At 51.3% G+C, this 2,976-nt stretch carries 1 rRNA gene; it reads right to left on the bottom strand.

Annotated features, from left to right (window positions below):
• Position 1: 1 nt before the first annotated feature.
• A 23S ribosomal RNA gene (locus DW650_RS19135) occupies positions 2–2,895 on the bottom strand.
• Positions 2,896–2,976 lie beyond the last annotated feature (81 nt).

Raw genomic sequence — 2,976 nt, 5'->3', positions numbered from 1 at the left:
TTTGGTCAAGCCCTCGATCGATTAGTAACAGTCAGCTCCACACGTTACCGTGCTTCCACCTCTGCCCTATCTACCTTGTACTCTTCAAGGGATCTTACTCACTTTTGTGAGGGATATCTCATCTTGAGGGGGGCTTCACGCTTAGATGCCTTCAGCGTTTATCCCTTCCGGACTTGGCTACTCTGCCATGCCGTTGGTCGACAGCAGATACACCAGTGGTCCGTCCATCCCGGTCCTCTCGTACTAAGGACAGCTCCTCTCAAATATCCTCCGCCCGCGCCGGATAGGGACCGAACTGTCTCACGACGTTCTGAACCCAGCTCGCGTACCGCTTTAATGGGCGAACAGCCCAACCCTTGGGACCTGCTACAGCCCCAGGATGCGATGAGCCGACATCGAGGTGCCAAACCACTCCGTCGATGTGAACTCTTGGGAGTGATAAGCCTGTTATCCCCAGGGTAGCTTTTATCCGTTGAGCGATGGCAATCCCACTTTATGCCACCGGATCACTAAGTCCTACTTTCGTACCTGCTCCACCCGTCGGTGTCGCAGTCAAGCTCCCTTCTGCCTTTGCACTCTTCAAATGGTTTCCGACCATTCTGAGGGAACCTTTGAGCGCCTCCGATACCCTTTCGGAGGCGACCGCCCCAGTCAAACTCCCCGCCTGGCATTGTCCCACCGCTGGATCACAGCGGCTGGTTAGAAACCCAATACTGCAGGGGTGGTATCCCAACAGCGACTCCCTTGAAACTGGCGTCCCAAGTTCTCAGTCTCCCACCTATCCTGTACGTGCAGTACCGAATCCCAGTACCAAACTGGAGTAAAGCTCCATGGGGTCTTTCCGTCCTGGCGCGGGTAACCAGCATCTTCACTGGTACTTCAATTTCACCGGATGCATTGTCGAGACAGTGCTCAAATCATTACGCCTTTCGTGCGGGTCGGAACTTACCCGACAAGGAATTTCGCTACCTTAGGACCGTTATAGTTACGGCCGCCGTTTACTGGGGCTTAAATTCAAAGCTTCATCTTGCGACTAACCTCTCCTCTTAACCTTCCAGCACCGGGCAGGCGTCAGCCCATATACTTCACCTTACGGTTTCGCATAGACCTGTGTTTTTGCTAAACAGTTGCTTGAGCCTATTCTCTGCGGCCCACCCTGAAGTGGGCACCCCTTCTCCCGAAGTTACGGGGTCATTTTGCCGAGTTCCTTAACAATGCTTCTTCCGTCGGCCTTAGGATTCTCTCCTCATCCACCTGTGTCGGTTTACGGTACGGGCACATATAAAACAATAGCGGCTTTTCTCGGCACATGGCTCACACACTTCGCTACTTTTATTTCGCTACACATCACGTCTTTGGCTTATCAGGCGGATTTGCCAGCCTGACACCTCTTCCGCTTGTACCGGTATTTCCATTCCCGGCTTATGCTTTCCACATGCGTCCCCACAGTTCTGTTTATATGTGGTACAGGAATCTAAACCTGTTGTCCATCGGATACGTCTTTCGACCTCTCCTTAGGCCCCGACTTACCCAGAGCAGATCAGCTTTACTCTGGAAACCTTAGATATTCGGCCGGAAGGATTCCCACCTTCCTCTCGCTACTCATTCCGGCATTCTCTCTTCTTATCCCTCCACTGCTCCTTCCGGTACAGCTTCGTCGGTCTTAAGAATGCTCCTCTACCAATCACTATGTGATTCCTAAGCTTCGGTGTCGTGTTTCAGCCCCGGACATTTTCGGCGCAGGACCTCTCGACCAGTGAGCTGTTACGCACTCTTTGAATGTATGGCTGCTTCTGAGCCAACATCCTGGTTGTCTTTGAAATCCCACATCCTTTTCCACTTAACACGCACTTTGGGACCTTAGCTGTAGGTCTGGGCTCTTTCCCTTTTGACCACCCAACTTATCTCGTGCAGTCTGACTCCCATTCATCATCTACATGGCATTCGGAGTTTGATATTCTTTGGTAAGCTTTGACGCCCCCGCGGAAATTCAGTGCTCTACCTCCATAAGACTAAAATGAGGCTAGCCCTAAAGCTATTTCGAGGAGAACCAGCTATCTCCGGGTTCGATTGGAATTTCTCCCCTACCCACACCTCATCGCCACCCTTTTCAACGGATGTGCGTTCGGTCCTCCATTGCCTTTTACGGCAACTTCAACCTGGACATGGGTAGATCACCCGGTTTCGGGTCTACGCGTGCTGACTGAACGCCCTGTTCAGACTCGATTTCTCTTCGGCTCCACACCTTAAGTGCTTAACCTTGCCGGCACGCGTAACTCGCCGGACCGTTCTACAAAAAGTACGCGGTTCATCATATAAAGATGTTCCACAGCTTGTAAACACAGGGTTTCAGGTTCTCTTTCACTCCCCTCCCGGGGTCCTTTTCACCTTTCCTTCACAGTACTATGCGCTATCGGTCACTAAGGAGTATTTAGGCTTACGGGGTGGTCCCCGCTCATTCCATCAAGGTTTCTCGTGTCTCGATGTACTCTGGATACCGCCATGTCATCTTTCCTTTCGCTTACGGGGCTTTCACCCTCTCTGGCAGGCTTTCCCAAAACCTTTCTGCTAGGATCAACGAATCAATTATGCGGTCCGAACCCCACGGTGCACGCACCATGGTTTGGCCTCTTTCCATTTCGCTCGCCGCTACTTTGGAAATCGATTTTTTCTTTCTCTTCCTCCGGCTACTTAGATGTTTCAGTTCACCGGGTTCCCTTCCATACGTTATGGATTGGCGTATGGATGACTGGAGTTCGTCCAGCCGGGTTTCCCCATTCAGATATCTGCGGCTCAATGGATATTTGCTCCTCCCCGCAGCTTTTCGCAGCTTATCACGTCTTTCTTCGGCTCTTAGTGCCAAGGCATCCACCCTGCGCTCTTTCTTGCTTGACCTCTTATTTAGCTGTATTTCATAGCGTTGAAATACAGGGTCTTGCGTTTTTAAAACGCGTTTGGTAAATTTCTTTACCGTTT

Source organism: Roseburia sp. AM23-20 (assembly GCF_003470905.1).
Taxonomy (GTDB): domain Bacteria; phylum Bacillota; class Clostridia; order Lachnospirales; family Lachnospiraceae; genus Roseburia; species Roseburia rectibacter.
The sequence above is the reverse complement of the archived record's forward strand: the minus strand, read 5'-3'. Positions and strand labels throughout refer to the sequence as shown.